Source organism: Mycobacterium marseillense (genome assembly GCF_010731675.1).
GTDB classification, from domain to species: domain Bacteria; phylum Actinomycetota; class Actinomycetes; order Mycobacteriales; family Mycobacteriaceae; genus Mycobacterium; species Mycobacterium marseillense.
In genome coordinates, this window is record NZ_AP022584.1 from 1,235,815 (window position 1) to 1,251,438 (window position 15,624).

At 63.5% G+C, this 15,624-nt stretch carries 13 protein-coding genes and 2 pseudogenes; 7 read left to right on the plus strand and 8 right to left on the minus strand.

From position 1 onward, the window contains the following. Positions 1–49 precede the first annotated feature (49 nt). The 3 genes from G6N26_RS05455 to G6N26_RS05465 form a co-directional block, all read right to left on the minus strand. Positions 50–1,015, minus strand: coding sequence for a DUF732 domain-containing protein (locus G6N26_RS05455; RefSeq protein ID WP_014711789.1), 966 nt, complete (start codon positions 1,013–1,015; stop codon positions 50–52). Between the two features lie 351 nt (positions 1,016–1,366). Beyond that, on the minus strand, positions 1,367–2,326 hold the full coding sequence (locus tag G6N26_RS05460) for a M56 family metallopeptidase (protein WP_014711790.1): 960 nt from the start codon (positions 2,324–2,326) through the stop codon (positions 1,367–1,369). Further along, positions 2,323–2,481 (minus strand): hypothetical protein, encoded by a 159-nt coding sequence (locus tag G6N26_RS05465; RefSeq protein WP_163648734.1) that lies wholly within the window; start codon positions 2,479–2,481, stop codon positions 2,323–2,325. Before G6N26_RS05465 ends, G6N26_RS05460 begins: the two co-directional genes overlap by 4 nt. A 401-nt stretch (positions 2,482–2,882) precedes the next feature. Between G6N26_RS05465 and G6N26_RS26505 the strand changes: the two genes are divergently transcribed. Both G6N26_RS26505 and G6N26_RS05475 read left to right on the plus strand, forming a co-directional pair. Beyond that, positions 2,883–3,323 (plus strand): transposase, encoded by a 441-nt coding sequence (locus G6N26_RS26505; RefSeq protein WP_014711792.1) that lies wholly within the window; start codon positions 2,883–2,885, stop codon positions 3,321–3,323. Positions 3,324–3,602: 279 nt separating this feature from the next. After that, positions 3,603–4,241, plus strand: coding sequence for a DUF5134 domain-containing protein (locus G6N26_RS05475; RefSeq protein ID WP_014711793.1), 639 nt, complete (start codon positions 3,603–3,605; stop codon positions 4,239–4,241). Positions 4,242–4,477: 236 nt separating this feature from the next. Here the strand turns inward: G6N26_RS05475 and G6N26_RS05480 are convergent, their stop codons facing one another. Together G6N26_RS05480 and G6N26_RS05485 are read right to left on the minus strand one after the other, a co-directional pair. Next, the gene (locus tag G6N26_RS05480) at positions 4,478–6,823 is read right to left on the minus strand and encodes a copper-translocating P-type ATPase (protein ID WP_014711794.1); all 2,346 of its coding nucleotides are present in this window, start codon (positions 6,821–6,823) and stop codon (positions 4,478–4,480) included. Between the two features lie 59 nt (positions 6,824–6,882). Continuing rightward, positions 6,883–7,173 (minus strand): DUF1490 family protein, encoded by a 291-nt coding sequence (locus G6N26_RS05485; protein WP_014711795.1) that lies wholly within the window; start codon positions 7,171–7,173, stop codon positions 6,883–6,885. A gap of 278 nt (positions 7,174–7,451) precedes the next feature. On the opposite strand from G6N26_RS05485, the gene G6N26_RS05490 reads away from it, so the two are divergent. Together G6N26_RS05490 and G6N26_RS26510 are read left to right on the plus strand one after the other, a co-directional pair. Further along, positions 7,452–7,901 carry a heavy metal-responsive transcriptional regulator gene (locus G6N26_RS05490; RefSeq protein ID WP_014711796.1) on the plus strand — a complete coding sequence of 150 codons (450 nt, stop codon included), beginning with the start codon at positions 7,452–7,454 and terminating at the stop codon, positions 7,899–7,901. Between the two features lie 130 nt (positions 7,902–8,031). Then, positions 8,032–8,346: pseudogene (locus G6N26_RS26510) on the plus strand (ATP-binding protein); the annotation flags it as partial. Positions 8,347–9,966: 1,620 nt separating this feature from the next. Here G6N26_RS26510 and G6N26_RS05495 read toward each other — a convergent pair. Both G6N26_RS05495 and G6N26_RS26515 read right to left on the minus strand, forming a co-directional pair. Further along, on the minus strand, positions 9,967–10,683 hold the full coding sequence (locus G6N26_RS05495) for an anti-sigma factor family protein (RefSeq protein ID WP_014711797.1): 717 nt from the start codon (positions 10,681–10,683) through the stop codon (positions 9,967–9,969). 143 nt (positions 10,684–10,826) lie between these two features. After that, positions 10,827–10,925 (minus strand): annotated as a pseudogene (locus tag G6N26_RS26515) (sigma-70 family RNA polymerase sigma factor); the annotation flags it as partial. A gap of 571 nt (positions 10,926–11,496) precedes the next feature. On the opposite strand from G6N26_RS26515, the gene istA reads away from it, so the two are divergent. The 3 genes from istA (at position 11,497) to G6N26_RS05515 (ending at position 14,365) form a co-directional block, all read left to right on the plus strand. Beyond that, a complete protein-coding gene (istA, locus tag G6N26_RS05505; RefSeq protein WP_033712892.1) occupies positions 11,497–13,050 on the plus strand; it encodes an IS21 family transposase in 1,554 nt (517 codons plus the stop codon). Further along, positions 13,047–13,859 carry an ATP-binding protein gene (locus G6N26_RS05510; RefSeq protein WP_014711800.1) on the plus strand — a complete coding sequence of 271 codons (813 nt, stop codon included), beginning with the start codon at positions 13,047–13,049 and terminating at the stop codon, positions 13,857–13,859. The genes istA and G6N26_RS05510 overlap by 4 nt, the downstream gene beginning before the upstream one ends. A 275-nt stretch (positions 13,860–14,134) precedes the next feature. Next, complete coding sequence (locus tag G6N26_RS05515) at positions 14,135–14,365, plus strand: hypothetical protein (RefSeq protein WP_020822714.1); 231 nt, start codon at positions 14,135–14,137, stop codon at positions 14,363–14,365. Positions 14,366–14,762: 397 nt separating this feature from the next. Here G6N26_RS05515 and G6N26_RS05520 read toward each other — a convergent pair whose 3' ends face one another. After that, complete coding sequence (locus tag G6N26_RS05520) at positions 14,763–15,140, minus strand: BlaI/MecI/CopY family transcriptional regulator (protein ID WP_033712913.1); 378 nt, start codon at positions 15,138–15,140, stop codon at positions 14,763–14,765. Positions 15,141–15,624 lie beyond the last annotated feature (484 nt).

A 15,624-nucleotide genomic window follows, 5' to 3' on the forward strand; every position in this document is an offset into this window, starting at 1 on the left:
GACGCGACCATCGGAAGGCTTTGACGGCGGTGACGGGGCCATTGCTGTCTCATGGTGCGAGCCTGACAAAGCCCGGCGGCATGTGGGGCGCCGGCGCCGACTGCACCGGACCGCCACCGCCGTTGCCACCACTGCCACCCCCGCCGGTGCCTCCACCGCCGTCGCCGGCATCGCCCCCAGGTTGAGGAGCCGCAGCAGGAGGCTCCGCCTGTTGCGGTGGTGGCGGGGGCTCTTGCGGCGGGGGCGGTTGTTTTGGTGGCGGCGGTGCCGCGTTTGGCCGGGGTGGTATCAGGTTGTGCGCCGTGGGCGGCGGTGGTGGCGGAATCTGCGGCGGGTTCTGTAAGTCGGAATCTCCCTCGGGAACCGCTCCGGTGAGCGAGGTGAGCATTGTGCCCGGCGCACCACGGTCCGACCGGTCGTTCCCGTAGCGGCCCGCCACGAAGGTGGCGCCGTCCAGCACGTATGTCAGCCGGACCACGCCGGTGCCCATCGGTTCCTGCCGCGCCGCCGGAGTGTCGATCATGTAAAAGCGCGGCTCGCGCGGACCGCTTGCTGAGTTGACCGTGTCGTGCGTGGACGCGGCGACCCGGTGCGTCGGTTCATTCGATCCAGGCGCGGAACTAGCCATAGCCGTGATGGAATCAATCTTTTGTTGGTTGTACGGGCAGTAGACCTCCACCGCTGCAGTGATGAATCGGGTGAGGGTGCGCGTGATGCGCTCGGGGGGGTATTGGCGCTCGGGAGGGTCCACGTTGAACGCAGTGTTCCTCATCAAGTCCACTACCGCGTCCACCGGCATGCCGCCATCGAGTTTGCGACACACCTTATGGGCAGTGGCGATGAGGCTCGGCACGTTCCGGCGGGCGGGAATCTTTTTTTCAACGAGCAGCGCCAGAAACTGGTCGTCCTGGTTGGGGTCGGCCGCTACTGTGCCGGAGCCCACAATTGCGGTGCCGGCTAGCACCACAGTGGCGGTAACCAGGGCGCCGGCGTGGCAAGTGATGCCGGCGAACATGGCAGTGCTTCCATTCTTTTGGCCATCCCATCGCTCCCCATGGCGAGGTCTTGGCTCCTCCCAGCGGAGCGGATATATACTGTCTACTATAGTACTTAGTAGGTGGGTAAATTAGCAAGTGTGGCGGATTGCGGATTGGAACACAGATGGTGAAAACTGATCACTCTGCCCCGCAAATGGTTTGGCTCTGAGCGCCGTGGCTTGTCGGGATTCAGTTTTCCGTAATGGCGCCGTAAAGGCGGACCCTGTCGCGCGAGGGCCTCGGCAGGCGGCGTTCCGACAGGCGCGGTTGTCCCGAGCTGGTGTCACAACTCGGTATTAGGTAGATACGCGCTCGGCCGACGTTCGCCTTTAGATGGCGATCGGGTAGCACCACATGGCGCCGGCTGCAGTAAGACCGGCGAGAATCAGCGGCCCCCCGGTGATGAGAAGGGTTGCGGCGGTAAGCAACATCCGGCTGCTCCATCGATTTCGAGCGGCGGCCGGTGCGGCCAGACGTTCGGCGCGGGCCAGCACTTCCGTTCCGGTGGCCCCGAAGGCCCCTTGCGGCGCCTTGGCATCCATGGACAATGCCAGCAGCGCGTCCAACAGTGTCAGCGAACCGCATCTGCGGGCCGCGGCGTCATCGGCGGCCATCTCCAGCAACAGAGAGATCTCTCGATCGGCCGTGCTGAACAGGGGCACCCTGGGAATGGCAACCGCTAGGGCGCGCACGAAGGCCAGAACATGGTGGTGGCGCCCGGCCAGGTGGGCTCGTTCGTGTGCCAGCACAGCCTGCAGATTGCGATCGGTGAGTGAGTCCAGCGCTGCGCTGGTCACAACGACGGTGTCAGGGTGGCCGGCCACGCAGTACGCGGCCCGTTCGGCAGCGTCCACCACGACGGCATCCACTCCATCGATGCGGCGGCCGATCACCCGAGCTCTTGCGGCGTGCCCGTGGCTCTGCGCGCGCGCCCGCCGCAGAGACCTGCCCGAGCGCCACCCCAGCGTGCTCAGTGTGCTGACCGCGGTAGCGGCCAGCACAAGCAAGGCCACCTGCAACGCTACCGCGGCGCCGCCGTCGACCAGCCGCCGCAGCGACTCGAAACATGCGGTGGCGAGTCGACCTGGCTCATGCCAATAACGCACGAGAGACACGATGAGGAATGCGGTTGCGGCCAGCCACGAAGCGACAACGCTGATCATCACCACCAACCACGCAACCACCCCTAACCGCGGGGCGGTACCCGCATGGGTCAAGCGAGGCAGCACCCACGGTGAGAGCGTCGCGACCGCGAAGCTGTACAGCAGCAAGCAGACTGAGACACTCATCGTGCCGTCGGGCTCTCGTCGGAGCTCGTCAGGCGCACCGCAGTGGCGCCCACGCTGACCGAAGGCAATCCCATTGCCGCGCCCGTGAGGATCGGGTTGAGGAAGCTAGCCGAGGCCAAGTCGGGGCCCGCAGGTGAGTTCGTGGATTCCGTCATACCGTCAGCAATCGCGCACTTGCAAGCAGCACACGAGATTTCGAGTACCGAAACAACCGTTGTGCCCACCGCCATTACCTCCCGATCCGTGGCACACCACCCAGTGTTATCCTTCCAGCGCACTGGAAGGTCAAGGAGGTGCGGTACGAAGATAGCGAGCTGGCCGATCTCATCCTCCACGCCAGTGGCCGTGGATCGATCTCCGCGAATCGCGGGATTGCAAAATGGCTCGAAATCGGTATTGCCAGTTGTGCAGTCCTATATCTACTATCTGCGTACATAGATAGTAGCCTCGGGTAGTTGTCTGGGTCTTAGCAGCACGCTCGAGGCATGTCATGGGACTGCAAAGAAGCGTCGGGGACCGGCGATGACAGGACTTGGGCTCTTTGAAGGATGGCGCGATGCGACGAACTCGGCGATCGTTTACTCCTGAGTACAGGTTTACGGCCGCACATCGTGTCATCGATGGAAAGGAGCGGGTCGTCGATGTCGCCCGGGAGCTCAACTTGAATGACAGCGTGCTGCACACATGGGTGCGCGATGAACGGTGGCGGATGTCTGCAGACAGCGCTGGCGGGTTGCTACATGATCCCAGTGGCGGTGAACCGCTTTTACCCAAGGAGCGAGCGGAATTGGTGCGGCTCCGCAGGCAGGTGGCTGAACAGGCAGAAACTATCGCCTTCCTAACCAATGCCTCGGCGTATTGCGCGGCGCAACTGAACAGTCCCGAGTTTCGTGCGCACTTTCTTGCTTGGGAAGGATGGCGCGATGCCCAGCAAGTACGACGACAGCCTCAGGGCCAAGGCGGGTTTGACGGTGACACCTATGACCGATGGCTATGACCTGTATGGACGACGATGCGCGCGATCTTAGCCTGCAGCCCCCGCGTAGCGGGCAAGGTATACGGCGCGGTAGCACGGCTCGGAGTACATCGTCTAAAAGTACTGGACAGCACGCCAATTGGCGACTGGCCGTACGATCGCAATGCTCTACGCGGTGGCGCCAGGTCGAGAGTGATGAGCCTGGCGCGTGCTCGTGCCACGCGCGTGACTGGCAAGCGCGGACGACACAAATGACCACTGGCGTCCTCTCTGACATCGATGGGAGCGGCTCGGTATCGCATGATTCATGACTCGGCACTTCGTTGGGTCGTCACCGGATTGTTCGTCCTGACCGCCACCGAATGCGTGCTGGCGATCGTCGGCAAACGCCGACCGTGGGCCTGGGTCGTCAGTCACGGGCTGCATTTCGTCATGGCAGTGGCAATGGTGATGATGGCCTGGCCGCCGTCGGGCGCACATCTGCCTTCGACGGGACCTACAGTGTTTTTTCTGCTAGCGGCCATGACGTTCGTGACGATGGCCTTCGCTGTGGCCCGAACAACCGCCTTGCGCGTTAGGTACGGGTATCACACTCTGATGATGCTGGCGACGGGCTGGATGTACGCCATGATGAACGCTCGGTGGTATCCGGCCCGAACGAGCACCGAGCACCACGTTCCGCCAGCCATGTCGTCTATGCCGGGCATGGACATGGCCGGCACGGCCATGCCGGCAAGCAGCGGACCGCCTGTATGGTTTAGCGCTGTGAACTGGCTCGCTGCCGTCGGTTTCGCGGTTGCGGCGCTCTTTTGGACCTACTGGTACTTCGTCAAACGTCAGCATGAGCCGTCCCTGTTCAGGTCGCTGGGTAACCTAAGTCAGGCAGGGATGGCTATCGGCATGTCTATCCTGTTCTCCGCCACGCTATTTCGGATTTGAGCGTACGAAAGCCGCTTCCGACAGTCCTTTCGCGCCTTCAGCATGGGCGAGGTCGACGTACGCCTCCACTCCCTTATCCGCTCAAGCGTGGAGTGCCATTCGGCTGTTCAGTGCTGCATCGTTCGCGAAATCTTGTGTGCCCCAGGGCAAGCCGCGAAATGCCTTGCAACCAGCGGAGCCGCGTCGAAATCGCATACGGCGTGGCGCAACCCTGATGCAGGGTATTTCGTGGCTCCTCATTTCACAGCGCCCACTGATTTGCGTACGCCCAGCTGGGCCTCGCGACCGAAGCGGCGGAGCCGCAGCGAGTTGGTTACCACGCTGACCGAGGAGAACCCCATCGCGGCACCCGCCACGACCGGGTTCAACATGCCGAGCGCGGCGAGTGGGATTGCGGCGGTGTTGTAGCCGAAGGCCCAGCCGAGGTTCTGGTAGATGGTGCGCAGGGTCTGCCGGGAGAGCCCGATCGCAGACACGACACCGTCTAGCCGCTCAGACATCAGGGTGATGTCGGAGGCCTCGATGGCCACGTCGGTACCGGTGCCGATGGCAATGCCGAGGTCAGCCTGCACCAGGGCGGGCGCGTCGTTGACGCCATCGCCGACCATCGCGACCACCTTGCCCGTGTCCTGGAGCCGGCGAACCTCGGTGACCTTGTCTTCCGGCAACACCTCGGCCAGCACCTGCTCGATGCCGACCTGGTTCGCGATCGCGTTCGCGGTGCGGGCGTTGTCGCCGGTAATCATGGCGACCCGCAGACCCATGGCCTGCAGTTGACGGACCACGTCGACGGCGTCGTCTTTGACCGTGTCGGCCACCGCTAGCACACCCACCACGTGACCGTCGCGGCCGACGAACACCGCGGTGCGGCCCTGCTCTTCGAGGTCTGCGGCGGCTGCAGCCAGGTGGTCGGGCAACTCCAGATCGTGCTCGTCGATGAGCTTGCGCCGCCCAACCACCACCGGCCTGCCGTCAATCTCGGCGCGCACGCCGTGCCCGGCGACGTTGGTGAACGCAGTGGCGGCCGGGATCTCCAATCCCCGCTCATGCGCTTCGGCGACGATCGCCGCGCCGATCGGGTGTTCGGAGCCCGACTCGACTGCGGCGGCGATCCGCAGCACCAGATCGGGCTTGCGCCGCTTGCCGGCAACGACCTCGGTCACCCGCATCTGGGCGCGGGTGAGGGTGCCGGTCTTGTCGAATACCACCGTGTCGATCTTCTTCGACGCTTCGAGCACCTCGCCGCCCTTGACCAGGATTCCCAGGTCTGCGCCCCGGCCGGTGCCGACCATGATCGCCGTGGGGGTGGCCAGGCCCAGCGCACACGGGCACGCGATGATCAGCACCGCGACCGCCGCGGTCATGCCGCCGATCGGGTTGCCGGCAAGCAGCGTCCACCCCGCAAACGTCGCGACGGCAACAACAATGACGGCCGGAACGAACACGGACGAGACCCGGTCGGCCAGCCGCTGGACCGGGGCCTTGCCCCTCTGCGCCTGCTCGACAAGTCGCACAATCTGCGCCAGCGCAGTATCCGCCCCGACCGCCGTGGCGCGCACCGTCAGTAGCCCATCGGTGTTGACGGTCGCGCCGGCAACATGGTCGCCCACCGTTTTCTCGACCGGGACGGACTCGCCGCTCAGCATCGACTCATCGACGGCGGCGCGCCCGTCGATGACTTCGCCGTCGACCGGGATCTTCTCCCCCGGCCGCACGCGCACCAGGTCTCCGACGCGGACCTGATCGACTGGCACGCGGCGCTCCTCGCCGTCCACAAGCAGCGTGGCTTCCTTGGCACCGATCTCCAGCAGCTTGCTGATCGCCTCGCGCGCCTTGCCTTGGGCTCTGGCTTCGAAATAGCGGCCCAGCACCACGAACGCGATGATCAGCGCCGAGGTGTCGAAGAACAGAGGCCCACCGGCAAACAACTGATAAGTGGAGTAGAGGAACGCGGTCAATGTGCCCAGCGAGATCAGAGTGTCCATGTTCGAGGTCAACTCCCGCGCCCGCTCGACCGCCCCCTGGAGGAACGGCCACCCGGCGACGAATTGCACCGGCACCGTCGCGGCGAACGCCAACCAGCCCGCCCAAGGGTAGGCGCCGAAGAACATTGTCGAAGCCATCGCTACCAACCCCAGCGGGAAGGCCAACCACACCCGCCGCCACCACTTGCGCCGTTCGCGCCGACTCTGCTCGTCCGGCGACAACTCACCCCCGATGACCGGCCCAGACCCGCAGCCGCCGCAACTCTCGCCGTCCGTCGCACGATCTTGCACATCACGGCGCAAGCCGAACAGCGCCAATCCGATCCCGCTGGCAATTCTTCGCAGCACACCGGTCTTTGGAATATCAGCCGAGTGCGGGGCCCGCGCGGGCACCGATTCGGCGGGGATGTGCTCGGCCTCGGCGATCGCCGACAGCACGTCAGCGGTGTCGCAGGCTTGGGGCATGTACCAGACCACCACGGATGCGGTACGCGGATACGCTTGCACGGCCTGCACGCCGGTCACTTGGGAGACCATCTCCTCGATCGCGACGGCGCGAACAGCGTCCACACCAAACCCGGTGACGCGCACACGCATCCGCCCCGACGCATCGGATACAACTTTCAATGCGACGTCGCCGTCAAGGACCCCAGTGGTCATTTGTCGTCGCTCGAGTCCACCACTGTCAGTGGTGCAGCTTCCTCCCCGGCGCGCTCTTTGGCCTCAGCCACCACGTCGGCGACCGTCAGTCGAGCCTGCTCGGCGCCCGCCCCGGCCTTGCGCTCGGCCTCGCGGACAACGCGTATGCCCCAAGCGGTAGCGATGACCGTCGCCTTCCGCAACGGAGCCTTCCCCGCCGCCTTGCGCAGTGCCTCATACGCGGCAACCCCGACTACGCCGGTCGCCACCGTGGGTACCGCCTTCACCAAGAATCCGTGCAACACCATTCCGAGTGCTCCCTTTCATGTCATGCAAATTGTTGACCCGTCGGTGGGTTCAACTTCGGTGGTGTCCGCCGTGATGACCGGACTGAAGAGACCATCAAGCCACTGCCGCGGGCGTCATAGGCCAATTACTGCCGTACAAGCCGGCAACAATCTCTGGGGCCAAGGTGACTTCTGGACTCACCGAAACCAACCGTCAACCTTGAGCGCACCTCCGCAGCTCGCGATTGCCATGAATCCAGTGTTATCCTTCCAGTGCACTGGAAGGTCAAGGAGGGCGCATGAAGATCGGCGAGCTGGCCAAACTGACCAAGACCAGCACCAAGACGATCCGCTTCTACGAGGACTCGGGGCTGTTACCGTCGCCCGCACGCAGCGCTTCGGGGTATCGCGACTATGGACCCGAGATCGTGGATCGGCTGCGGTTCATCCATCGCGGTCAAGCGGCCGGGTTGACCCTGCAGAAGGTTCGCCAAATCTTGGCGATTCATGACCGCGGCGAGGTGCCGTGCGGGCACGTCCGCCAAGTCCTGCACAGCCGCCTTGACCAAGTCCGCGCCCAGATCGCCGAACTCGTCGCGCTTGAGGGTCACTTGCAGACTCTTCTCGACCGTGCATCGCGCCATACGCCGACCAAACATGACCATTCCACGGTGTGCTGGATCTTGGAAAACGATCTGGACGCCCCAGCCGGCGTCGAACTCACGGACGCCCGTGGTCAGTACAGCTAGATCGGCACCCTGCCGGGACCAGCACGTGCACGGTTTCCGAGGGCTCCTGCGCGTTTGCGTAGACAGTAGTGGGTTCATCGAGTCAGACTTGCGGATGTCTGTGACAGGTCGGGCTACACCTTGGCCATGACTGGTCAACGAGCTCGTCGAAGCCGCCGACGACAAACAACTGACCAAGGCCACCTACTGCCAGGGGCGTGTGGATCTTCTGCTGCTTGATTGGCTACACGGAACTAGGCACGTGCAGCGCCGACCTGCTCTTCCAGGTTTTGACCAGCGGAGGAAAGAACGCTATCGCGATCGCCAGCAAGGAAGCCTCCTCACGGTGGACAAACCGTTTACCGCCCCACGCTTCTGCGCCGCCATTCGCCCGACTTACCTTCGGCGGCGCCATTATTGAACCGGCACCGCCTCCTACCGGCTGGCCCAGACCCGAAATCTAAAGTCTCAGCCCCAGCTGAATCCGTGCCGCGGGCGCGTCGATCAGGCTAACGGCGCCGATCATCATTCAGCGCCGCCAGCACTCGCTCCCTGGTCGGGAGGTCCAGCCGGCACGCATTGGCGATCAATGGGGCACCCGATGTCATGACATCGACACCATCAACGAGCACGGTCGGCGATGTATATGCACCGACTCTTTCCACCACTCGCTCAGCGAAACCAACCTCGGACAGACAGTCCACGAGCAGGCGCCGAGCCAGCGCCGCATTTGGACACCCCGGGCTCGTGAGTAGCTCTGCACGCATACACCCAGCTTCGCTCACCCGGCATCCTCAAGCATCCTAAGTGGGCCAATTCATACCGCCAGCCGGACCCAGTTCATGTTGACATAGCGACCCGGGTGACGGATGGACTCTTATTGCCACCGAATTCCATATGCACCCTGCGCAGTTGATTTGCGGCCAACCGAAGGAGATGACCAGTGGAGTAGCAGCCACGCGCGTGGGCGGTCATGGACGGACGCGCCCGAGCCGGCCGTCCTTCGAGCACGAATTTCTTTGCTGCGGAACGGTTTCAGAGTCAATGCGTGGCCTAGGAACCTCTGGATGCGGTTGCTAGGCCATTCGGCTACGGTCTCGGCGTGACCGGGGCCGAAGGAGTAGTCGACGTCGACGACGACGGTTGGCCAGGCCCCATCGGCCCCATGCCACCGGGCCCCATCATGCCTCCCATTCCGCCGCCAGACCCGCCCATCTCACAGCGCATCACCTGCGGTCCGTTGTGATGCTCCCAGCGGGAGCCAAGGAAAAAGCCCGAAACAAACACCGCACCCACGATGAAGACAACACCGGCGGTGATTCCCACCACTGCCGCGGCCTGACCTAGACGGCTGGATCGCTGAGGGCTCGGTTCTCCGGCCGTGGATTCGCTTGGGGCTTAGGGTGTTTCAGTCATGTGCACCTCCGGGTTTCGCTAGATAACATTACGTGGCTTTGGAAGGCCGTTCCACCCTTGACGTTCGCGCCGGCTGGTCTAACGCCTCGGAAACGATCGGACTCGACCCGATCAGATCCGCCGCCGGCGCATCGAATATCCATATGCGGGTCGCGACGGAGCAATCCTCTTCCTGTCTGTCAGCGGCGCCATCGTAGGCGCCCAATTCCTCACGGGTCATTGATGCAGCACTGTCTACGTACACATATAGTAGATGATTAAACGGTAAAGCGCACAGGCCTCCCCAGTCTGAGTAACCGTCGAGGTCCAGCGATGATCGGCGTCGCCCGTCGGAGAATCGGCCTCGTGCACACGCACGCCTTGACGCAGTGATTCATATCAATAGCCCGTGAAGGAACGTTTACCCTCGACGAGTTCTTACAGAATTGGGCGTGGGCCTGTCCACTGACAGCATCGGCGGGCTGCGAGCCGGTGCCGGAAGACGCTACGGGACTTCCTTAATGGCAATCCCATGAGCGGCGACCCTGCTGCCCTGCCCTCAACGCACACGACGAATCGTCCTGACCTACGACACCGTCCAGCCCGGAGAACCCACACCGACCAGAACAACTTCGAGGCGGAGCCGTAGCGTTGCGCCTCGCATAACAATTGGGTGCGGCTGCGGTCGAGGCTAGATCGAGCGCTGGAGCATCACGTGGCCGTTGTCGGCCAAAACCACTTGTACTGCGGCGATCTGGGTTACCGGCATCGAAATGCTACCGGTGGGCGTCGCCGTATGGCCTGGGATCGCCACCCACGTCGCCAGCCGGGTCTGGCTGCCGTCGCGGCCCACGACGACCAACGCCACCGTATCGTGAGGAGCATCGGGTGGAGCTAGGCACACGAACTTCAGCGCGATGTTTGTACCCCATTGCTGGCCGCTAAGTGACACTGTCGACGCCAGCAGGGTCGTACCGATTTGGTCCATCGGCAGCGCCGCCTGTGGCGGCGAAGTCGGGAACCTGCCATTAACCCCAATTAACACACCGATCGTCAGGATGACGGCAGCGGCAGCCGAGCCCACCCAGATCATCGCGCGGCTTCGAACGCGGTGCGAACGGACCGCGGCCAGCATCGACGGCAGCAAATCCGGCGGCATCTCGGTTGCTCCGGCTGGGTGGTCTGCCTCGTTGATCGCACCAATGTCACTGCGGGCGAGCTGCGCCAGCATGGCCGGAATGCCGCTGAGCTCGGCAACGGCCTGACGGCATTGCGGGCAGCCGGCCATGTGGGCCTCGAATTCCCGCCAATCGGTGGCCGACAGTGATCCCAAGACGTACGCGGCATCCCACATCGCATGGAGGTGGTTGTCACCAGGCGGGCCAAGTCCGCGTAACAATGTCATCATCGCCCTCCATCCCTAGCTACTAGCAGGCATTCGGGCTCGAAGGCACACGGATCGGGCTGCCGGACGGCTTTTGGCCTCGAGCCAATTACCTTGCATCATTTGGCGTTCGCTGCCAGCGGGCATCGCGATGGGCGGTAGCGCGGTCAACGTGTCACCCCGTCCTCTTGCAGCGTAAGCCGTTCTGTCCGAGCGACATAGCGCAATCGGGACTTGACCGGCCCCTCGGCGATTCCGAGGTCCCCCCGGAGCAGCGTTTCCCAGACCACGACTTTGGCACGACAAGCGCCGCCCATCAATCGCAACGCGTATCGCCACAAGATGGCGGCCTGATCGTCGTCGCGAACCGTCATCGTCGCTTGCAAATCCGATCCGCTGATGACCCTTGGGCACTTCATCACCTCCTGCTATGTCACGAGGGAAGCACCTGGCAAGTTCACCAGCCGAAGCGTCACCACACCTTGATCATCTACGACAGCCGGTACGTAGATGCAGTTTCATATCTGGTCGTAGTCACGATTGTTTCGTCCGACTCCTCGACTACGCGCGGCCGAACGTGTTCATCGTCGCGCGACCGGCTTGGCCCGTGACACGACTAGCCGGCCGCAGCCAGAGCCGCATCATCTCTGTCCATTGCCGGAATTTTCGACTTTGTCGGCTGCCAGGGACAAGGGGCCAGCTCGGCGCCGGTTTTGCCATGAGCATGGGACCACCCGTTTGCCAGTGATGGGACCACCTGGCTAGCTGTTTTGCCAGTTATGGGACCACCCGGCGTGGCGTCGGGGCTTCCGGTTGCTCGGCCGCTGTATTGGCCGAATGAGCTACCGGGAGGTTTCTGTGATCGAAGTCAAGGAGATGTTGCGGCTGTGGCTGGATGGTCGCGGGTATCGGGAGGTGGCCCGGCTCTCGGGCACCGACCGCAAAACGGTGCGCCGGTATGTGGATCGGGCGCGCGCGTGCGGGCTGGACCGTGATGGCGACGCCTGTCAGCTGACTGACGAGCTGTTGGCGGCGGTGATCGCCGAGGTGCGGCCGAGCCGGCCCAACGGCAAGAGCCAGACGTGGGAGATCATCGACACTCAGCGTGAGCAGGTCCAGGCGTGGCTGAAACAGGACTTGACCTTGACGAAGGTGCACACGCTACTGGGCAGGCGCGGAGTGGTGGTGTCGTATCGCACGTTGCATCGATATGCCACAACGGAATTGGGCTTTGGGCAACGGCGGGCCACGGTGCCGGTGGCCGATTGTGAGCCCGGCAGCGAACTGCAGGTCGACTTCGGTCGACTCGGGCTGCTCACCGACATCGAGGACGGCCGCCGGCGGGTGGTGCATGGGTTGATCTTCACCGCGGTGTATTCGCGGCACATGTTCGTTTGGCCCACCTACCGGCAGACCCTGGGCGAGGTGATCGCCGGGTTCGAAGCGGCGTGGGTGTTCTTTGGTGGGGTGTTCGCGGTGGTGATCCCGGACAACATGAAGACCATCGTGGATAAGGCTGATGCGACCGACGCGAAGCTCAACGACGCATTTCGCGAATATGCCCAGGCTCGGGGATTCGCTGTGGACCCCACCCGCATCCGCAGCCCCCGCGATAAGCCTCGCGTCGAACGCTGCGTCCAATATGTGAGATCGAATTTCTTTGCCGGAGAAGACTTTCGGAACCTGAGTGACTGCCGCGCGCGAGCTGAGCAGTGGTGTGGGCAGGTGGCCGGGATGCGAATCCACGGCACCACCCGGTGCCGCCCGGTCGAGGTGTTCGCCGCCGAGGAGCTACCCCAACTCAAGCCGGTGCCCAACGAGGTGTTCGACATCCCGACCTGGAGCCGGCCCAAGGTGGCCCCGGATCGGCATGTGCAGATCGCGCGGGCGCTTTACAGCGTTCCCGGCGAGCTGATTGGCCGCCGCCTCGATGCCCGCGTGGATGCGCATACGGTCAAACTGTATTGGCGCGGTGAGCTGATCAAGGTCCACCCCGTGGTGGGTCCGGGGCGCCGCCACACCGATCCCGCCGACCTGCCCGCTGAGGTGTCGGTCTATGCCATGCGGGATCTGAACACGTTGCAGCGCAAGGCAGCCACCCACGGCACCCATGTCGGCGTCTACGCCGCCGCGGTGTTAGAACACCCGCTGCCGTGGACCAAGATGCGCCAGGTCTACCGCCTGTTGGGATTGGTGCGCCGCCACGGCGCGGAGGCGGTCGATGATGCCTGCCGACGCGCGCTGGACGCCGAGGTCATCGACGTCGGCCTGATCGAGCGCATGCTCACCCGTGGCGCCGGTGCGCAGCTGCCGCTGATCCCCAAGCCGTCGCCCACGGCATCCAGATTCGTGCGCGCCGCCACTGACTTTACGGTGCGGAGGCCATCATGAGCCCCGCCCGTCCTGACGCCACCCCAGCGGTCAAGCCGATCGAGATCTCTGCAGACCTCAAAGTCCTGATGCGCCGTCTTAAGCTCGGCCAGCTGCTCGACACCCTGCCCGAACGGCTCGCCTTGGCACGATCCAATCGGTTGCCGCATCACGATTTCCTGGAGATGCTGCTGGCCGATGAGGTCACCCGCCGCGACCGCAAATCCGCCCAACTACGCGCCAAGGCGGCCCGTCTGGATCCGCAGATGCAGTTACAGGCCTGGGACGATACCGCCGCGGTCAGCTACGACCGCCAGTTGTGGGCAGAGTTGACCTCGCTGCGGTTTTTGGCCGACGCCTACAACGTGCTCATCATGGGCCCGGTCGGGGTCGGAAAAACGTTCCTGGCCAACGCCTTAGGACACATCGCGGTCCGACGTCACCACAGCGTGCACACCGAACGCGCCGACAAACTCTTCAAACGCCTACGCGGGGCACGGCTAGACGGCAGCTATGAAGACGAGGTACGCAAACTGCACCGCGTCGAGCTACTCATCATCGATGACCTCGCGTTGCACCGGCTTGAAACCACCGAGACCAATGACTTCTATGAAATCATCGTGGAACGCCACCGCACCGCCTCAACGATCATCACCAGCAACCGCGAACCCCCAGAGATTCTCACCATGATGGCCGACCCACTGCTGGCGCAGTCGGCGATGGACCGGCTCCAATCCGCGGCCTACGAACTCGTCGTCGAAGGCGAGTCCTACCGGCAACGTCAGAAACCCCGCCCCGCAAAGCCGGTCAATTCGGACCAGCCGAATTGACCAGCAGCCATCTCGTCAGTCACCATCACAACGGCCAGTAACCGGAAACAACCGGTCCCATGCTCATGGCAAAACGGTGGTCCCATCACCCTGGCAAGCGACACGCTTGATCTACTATCTGTGTACATAGATAGTAGAAATGCATATCGGACTCGTCGCCCGACCGATTCTGGCGGGTGGCGTCGCAGTCTAGGTGGGCGATACGGTTGGGCAGTATCGGTTTTCAGATCCCGCGGTCGTGTGGTGATCGGTAACGAGACGGAGGTAATGCGCTGATGATGTCGTATGGCGGCGACGGCTGGGTTTGGTGTAGCGCGTTGTTCAACACGTTGGGGGTGATGGTGATTTTGGGTGTCATCACCGCGGCCGTGGTGCTTGCGGTTCATCTTGGCGGCGCGGGACGAAGCGGCCGGTCAGCGGGAGGAGATGGCGCGTTTGCTCGGGTCGGGTCACCTCATGAGCGCGGCGATGCGGAAGAGGATGAATTTTACCGCCGGTTGATGTAGGCGGGCGAGATGCGATGACTGCGCGAGTAATTGGCCGTATACAAATGATTTGGGGTAGCTGACCGCAGCGCGGAGTTCGTTTGGTATGAGCTCGACCCCGCCGACGCTGTACCGCGATACTGGGGTGGCTGCCGCCTACGGCGACGCGCAGGGGGGCCACCATCGCCGTGAGAACGTCTGGTCCCGCGTTGTCTGGCACCATCCGAGCTCATGCCCGCGAGGTGAGTGGTTTCGTGCACGACGGGATACCACGACGATGCAGGACGTGATGGACGGGGCCGGCGGGCCCGTGGGACCACCATAGCGGCCCGCGATCACGAGATGACTTTCAACAATACGTCTGCAACGCAGCCCTATTCGATGCGGTAAAGGCAGGACTCTGGCGGCCCGGTAATGGTTACTTGCGCCGGGTTCTTCTGGCCAGACGCTGCAGCGCAGCACGCAAATGCGCGGATTCCTCGGGACTGATCTGTTCGAGAAAGTGGCTGAGCACCAGTTCAGAGCGCCCCCCGGCGTCAAACACCTCGCGCATCAGTTGCGCACTGTGCTGCTCGCGGGTCAACGCCGGCCAGTACCGGTAGGCCTTGCCATCTCGCTCACGCGCCAGCCACCCCTTGGTGTGCAGGTTGTCCATGGTCGACATCACTGTCGTGTAGGCGATCTCGCGTTCAGCGGCCAGCTCGTCAAAAATCTCGCGGACCGTCGTGGTTCCATCCCGGTCCCAGATGCGGTCCATCACCACCGCTTCCAACTCCCCGAAGCCCCGCACCCGCACCGTCACCCTCCGATCCGCACAGCATTCGACGCCGGTCGCCGTCATACACTAACTACGTACGCACATAGTAGATTACCCATGGCCGGCACACAATGTCGGATGTCTGATCACGACGGCGGCGAAACCCAATCAACGTTGTTGCCGGCGTGTTCGTTTCCTGCCGTTGGGAGACCGTCGAAACGCAATTGTCGCACTGACGCATCGCTTCGATCGCCCGCCACGACTTCGGCGACCATGTCGGGTAACAACCCGATACGCTCTTATTCGGTTATGGAAACAATTGCCGCTGGGCCGTCGTCGCGTACTGACCGTCAGCTGCGCTCTACTTTTTGCCCCGCGCCGCCGCCCGGTGCGAGTCCCATGGCCGGCACCACCCGCATGTTCGGGCGCCTCCGAACTCATCGCGGCCAGCTTGGTCAATCCCGCCGCCCGCCCACTGCCTTGCCTATTCCTTCCTTATGTAGGCACAAACCAGTCGAAATGG

What these genes read in the sequence shown, in the direction of transcription:
- G6N26_RS05455 (WP_014711789.1), bottom strand. Translation starts at nt 1,015, where the DNA reads ATGTTCGCCGGCATCACTTGCCACGCCGGCGCCCTGGTTACCGCCACT.
- G6N26_RS05460 (WP_014711790.1), bottom strand. Translation starts at nt 2,326, where the DNA reads ATGAGTGTCTCAGTCTGCTTGCTGCTGTACAGCTTCGCGGTCGCGACG.
- G6N26_RS05465 (WP_163648734.1), bottom strand. Translation starts at nt 2,481, where the DNA reads ATGACGGAATCCACGAACTCACCTGCGGGCCCCGACTTGGCCTCGGCT.
- G6N26_RS26505 (WP_014711792.1), top strand. Translation starts at nt 2,883, where the DNA reads ATGCGACGAACTCGGCGATCGTTTACTCCTGAGTACAGGTTTACGGCC.
- G6N26_RS05475 (WP_014711793.1), top strand. Translation starts at nt 3,603, where the DNA reads ATGATTCATGACTCGGCACTTCGTTGGGTCGTCACCGGATTGTTCGTC.
- G6N26_RS05480 (WP_014711794.1), bottom strand. Translation starts at nt 6,823, where the DNA reads ATGCGTGTGCGCGTCACCGGGTTTGGTGTGGACGCTGTTCGCGCCGTC.
- G6N26_RS05485 (WP_014711795.1), bottom strand. Translation starts at nt 7,173, where the DNA reads ATGGTGTTGCACGGATTCTTGGTGAAGGCGGTACCCACGGTGGCGACC.
- G6N26_RS05490 (WP_014711796.1), top strand. Translation starts at nt 7,452, where the DNA reads ATGAAGATCGGCGAGCTGGCCAAACTGACCAAGACCAGCACCAAGACG.
- G6N26_RS05495 (WP_014711797.1), bottom strand. Translation starts at nt 10,683, where the DNA reads ATGATGACATTGTTACGCGGACTTGGCCCGCCTGGTGACAACCACCTC.
- istA (WP_033712892.1), top strand. Translation starts at nt 11,497, where the DNA reads ATGAGCTACCGGGAGGTTTCTGTGATCGAAGTCAAGGAGATGTTGCGG.
- G6N26_RS05510 (WP_014711800.1), top strand. Translation starts at nt 13,047, where the DNA reads ATGAGCCCCGCCCGTCCTGACGCCACCCCAGCGGTCAAGCCGATCGAG.
- G6N26_RS05515 (WP_020822714.1), top strand. Translation starts at nt 14,135, where the DNA reads ATGATGTCGTATGGCGGCGACGGCTGGGTTTGGTGTAGCGCGTTGTTC.